The organism is Nocardioides sp. (assembly GCF_036274455.1).
In the GTDB taxonomy this organism is placed as follows: Bacteria; Actinomycetota; Actinomycetes; order Propionibacteriales; family Nocardioidaceae; genus Nocardioides.
Window position 1 is genome coordinate 1 of the sequence record NZ_DASUFR010000072.1, and the last position, 4,274, is coordinate 4,274.

The 4,274-nt window shown below is 72.5% G+C and carries 3 protein-coding genes; 2 read left to right on the forward strand and 1 reads right to left on the reverse strand.

Annotated elements, in window-relative coordinates; genetic code table 11:
* Positions 1-27: 27 nt before the first annotated feature.
* A complete protein-coding gene (locus VFV89_RS06750) occupies positions 28-594 on the forward strand; it encodes a hypothetical protein (RefSeq protein ID WP_329705152.1) in 567 nt (188 codons plus the stop codon).
* Between the two features lie 75 nt (positions 595-669).
* Here VFV89_RS06750 and VFV89_RS06755 read toward each other — a convergent pair whose 3' ends face one another.
* Positions 670-2,997, reverse strand: a complete 2,328-nt coding sequence (locus tag VFV89_RS06755) for a putative bifunctional diguanylate cyclase/phosphodiesterase (RefSeq protein WP_329705153.1) — start codon at positions 2,995-2,997, stop codon at positions 670-672.
* Between the two features lie 183 nt (positions 2,998-3,180).
* Here VFV89_RS06755 and VFV89_RS06760 point away from each other — a divergent pair.
* Positions 3,181-4,274: DUF2157 domain-containing protein (locus tag VFV89_RS06760; RefSeq protein WP_329705154.1), on the forward strand; the 1,094-nt coding region annotated here is incomplete at its 3' end.

The window sequence follows — 4,274 nt, forward strand, 5'->3', positions numbered from 1 at the left end:
AATTGTCCGGTACGCGATAATGGGACCGTGCGTCTCTCCGCAGCGGTGCTACCCCCCGAGCCCGCACTGCGCGAGCTCGTCGACGTCGTCCGGTCCGCCGGCCCCGACAGTCCCGAGCTCGACCCGGTGCCGGTCGAGTCGATGTGCGTGCCGATCTCCAGCTTCGGCAACGTGGCACGGCGTGATGCCGTGAGCCTGGCGCGCGTCCTCGCCGAGGCGGCCGCGACCTGGCCGTGCCCGAAGCTCTACTTCGCCGGGGGGACCGCGCTGGAGTGGCGTGGCGACTTCTCGGTCTGGGCGAAGCTCGACGGGGACGTGGACGCGCTCGCCGCCGTGGGCCGTGGGGTGCCCGCCGCGGTGCAGCGGCTCGGCTTCTTCGTCGACCGGCGCAAGTTCCGCCCCTGGCTCTCCGTCGGCGAGATCACCGACGTCACCACCGCGCCGTACCTCGAGCGGCTCGTGCAGGCCCTCGAGGAGCTCCGAGGGCAGCCGTGGGAGCTGTCCGAGCTCTGCCTCCTGCACCGGTTGCCGGTGGAGCCGGGGGGGCGCGAGCAGTTCGAGATCCTGGAGCGGCTCCCGCTCGGCGCCGGCTAGCGGGAACGAACCCCCGGCTCGAGGGGAAGCAAGTCCCGGCTCGAGGGGAAGCAAGTCCCGGCTCGGCGGGAAGGCTCAGGGGGACTCGACGAGCGCGGTGACGCCCCGGTTCTTCCGGATCACCTCGGCCACCTCGGCGGCGGGCATCGGGCGGTGCAGCAGGTACCCCTGCGCGTACGGCGCCTCGACGTGCTCGCGCAGGTGCTGGAGCTGGCTGGCGCGCTCGATGCCCTCGACCACCACGTCCAGCCCCAGCGCGTGGCCCATCATCGCGATCGAGGAGAGCAGCGCGCAGGAACGCTCGTCGCGGTCGATGCTCTCGGAGAAGGAGTTGTCGGTCTTGACGATCCGGACCGGCATGTCCTGCAGGTAGCCGATCGAGGAGAACCCGACGCCGAAGTCGTCGATCGCGAAGGCGACGCCGCGCTCGGCCAGGCGTGCCATCACCGCCAGCGACTCCGGCTCGTTGCCCACGTAGTCGCGCTCGGTGATCTCCAGCACGAGGTCCATGCCGCCGAGCCGCTCGAGCGTCTCCTCGACCTTGGTGACGAAGGCGGGCTCCCGCAGCTGCTTGGGGGAGATGTTGATCCCCATGGTGAGCGGGCCGCCGGCCGCCTCCCGCAGCATCGTGGCGTCGGCCACGGCCAGGTCCATCACCACGTCGCCGAGAGCCACCACGAGGCCGCTCTCCTCGGCGGCGCGGATGAAGGTGTCCGGGGGTACCGCGACGCCGTTCGAGGTCCACCGGGCGAGCGCCTCGACACCGACGATGTGGCCGCTCTCCACCTGCACCACCGGCTGGTAGACGAGCCGAAGGTCGCCGGCCGCGACCGACGCGCGCAGGGACTCCAGCAGCTCGAGCCGCTCCACCCGGGAGTGGCCGAGAGAGCGCTCGTACTGGACGTACTGGTCCTTGCCCTGCGCCTTCGCCTGGTACATCGCCATGTCGGCGTTGCGCAGCAGGTGCTCGGCCGAGCGCCCGGTGTCGCCGAACGCCACCCCGATGCTGACCCCGAGCGGCACCTGGTGGCCCGCGACCACGGCGCCGCTGCGGATCGCGGCGAGGATCCGCTCCGCGGCCGCGTCGACCTCGTTGTCACGCACGTCCTCGAGCAGGATGGCGAACTCGTCACCGCCGAGGCGGGCGACGGTGTCGCTCTCCCGTACGGACGCGGTCAGCCGCTGCGCCACGTCGACGAGCACCGCGTCCCCGGCCGCGTGCCCGAACCGGTCGTTGACCGGCTTGAAGCCGTCGAGGTCGATGAAGAGGAGGGCCACCCGGACCTTGCGACGCCGGGCCAGGTGCAGCGCGTGTGCGACCCGGTCCAGGAGGATGCCGCGGTTGGGCAGGTCGGTCAGCGGGTCGTGGCGCGCGTAGTGGACCATGTCGTCGGTCAGCTGCATCCGGGCGAACGCGTCGGCGACGATCACCGCGAGCGCGTCCAGTGCGTGCTGGTCGGCGCCGACCGTCGACCGGGCGCGGTCCCGCGCCGGGGCGACGATCCAGAGAGCGTCCTTGCCGCGGCGTACCTGAGCCCCGATCTCGTACGCCGCCGGGGGCGAGCTCAGGACCTCGACGTCCCGCATCCGCACCAGCCGGCGAGCGTCGTGCAACAGCGCCTCGATGATGAGGCCGGTCTCGTGCAGCGCCTGGACCCGGACCGCGGCCTCGAAGAGCACGGTGAGCCGGCGGGCATTCTCCCGGCTACGAGCGATCGCCCTGGTCGACACCAGCAGGGTGATCAACGGGATCACCAGCAGGGTGAGCATCCAGCCGGGGCTGTCCCGGTGGACCACGGCGGCGAGGTAGCCGATCAGGTCGAACGGCACGAAGCAGGCGACCGCGACCCAGGTGCCCGCCTGGACCAGGTGCCCCCGGACCGGGGTGCCGGTGTCGATGGCGATCGAGATCGCCGACAGCACGTAGTCGACGAAGAAGTAGGCAGCGGCGGCCGCGACCATCGCCAGGAGCTCACGCGGCGTACCGATCGCCGGACCGCGGACGGCGTGCAGGGCCACCGCCGCCGCGGCACCGGCCACCAGGCCGACGCCGATGTTGAACAGCTGGGCGGTGGGTCGCTTGCCCGAGGTGAGCTGGGTGACCACCACGGCCACACCCCAGACCGCGACAGCACTCCGCGCGTCGAAGGTGCAGAGCAGGAACATCAGCACCGTCGAGTCGAAGCCGATCTCGATGCCGCCGTCCTCCCCGTCGAGGTTCATCGGGAAGCGGGCCACGACGACGACCAGCGGCACGCCGAGCAGGGTGGCGAGGGCGACAGGCCAGCCACCGGCCCAGGCGTGCGGCGCGACGGCTGCCAGCAGCGCCAGCCCGACGAGGCACAGGGAGAGGTCGAAGACCCAGCTGCGCGAGTCGCGCAGCCTGGTCCTGTGGTTCCCCATGGCGGCCCCCTAGTCCGACGAGCCTGCCCAGTATCAAGCGGCCCCCCGGCCCTCCGCGGGCGAATGGGAAGGAATGGCCCGGGAGGGTCAGGGTCCGCGCTCCGGCCGGTGGGGTCCGGGCCCGGTGACCGCTGAGTGCGCATACCCATGCGCGGTGCCCGCTCGGCCCGGAATCGTGGACCCATGAGCTTCGTCGCCCCGGCCGACCGGCCGCGCACCACCCACCCCGCCACCAGCTCACAGCTCGACTGGCTCGCCTCGCAGCTGGCCCTCTGGCAGTCCGAGGGGCTCGTCGGCCCGGACCAGGCCCGGAGCATTGTCGGCCGCTACCACGTCGAGCGCCGGCTGCCGGTCACCAGGCTGTTGCTGACCCTCGGCGCCGTCTTCGTCGGTCTCGGTGTGATCTGGCTCGTCGCCGCCAACCTGAACGGCCTCTCACCGGCGGCTCGCTTCGCGACCGTCTCGATCTTCTGGCTCGGCTGTCTCTCCGTCGGCGAGGTGCTCGCCGCCCGTCGCGGTGACGCCGCTCGCGCCCCGAAATCGTCGGCGCTCGTCGGCGCGGTCCGCCTGCTGGCCGCCCTCGCGTTCGGTGCCGTGGTCTTCCAGGCGGCCCAGAGCCTGCAGGTGCCGGCGTACGAACCCGCGCTCGTGGGCTGCTGGGCGCTCGGCGCCCTCGTCCACGCCTACGCCGTCCGGGCCGTGATGCCCTTGGTCGTCGCGATCCTGGCCGGCTCCACGTGGTTCCTCTGGCAGGTCCTGGCGGCCACGGAGAGCGGGCTCGCCGTCGTCGTGTGCCTGCTGACCGCGGGTGTGCTGGGCGTGGCCGTCGCAGCACTCCACGGCAGATGGGCCAGGGAGCTCGGCCCGCCGTGGCGCGAGGTCGGCGCCGCCTTCGTGCTCGGCGGGCTCTTCGTCGCGGCACTCCCCGACGTCGACGCGAACGACTTCGAATGGACGACCACCCTGGTCGTGGTCGTCGCCCTGGCCGGCGTCGGCGCCGCCGCTGCGGTCGTCCTCGCTCCGAACGAGAGCCGTCTCGAGGTGCTCGTCGCCGCGGCCGCGGCCGGCGCTGCCGTCGGCCTCGTGCTCTGGGATGCGGGTGGCGACGACAGGGTCACGGCCGGTGGTGCGGCCGGCACCGTCGTGGGTGTCGCCGTCTACGTACTGGTCACCATCGGCGTCGCCGTGGTCGGTGCCTTGCGGGACAGCTGGCGGCTCACGGCCCTGGCGTCCGCGGCGCTGGTCGTGTTCACCACGGTGCAGAGCTTCTCGGTGTT

What these genes read in the sequence shown, in the direction of transcription:
- VFV89_RS06755 (WP_329705153.1), bottom strand. Translation starts at nt 2,997, where the DNA reads ATGGGGAACCACAGGACCAGGCTGCGCGACTCGCGCAGCTGGGTCTTC.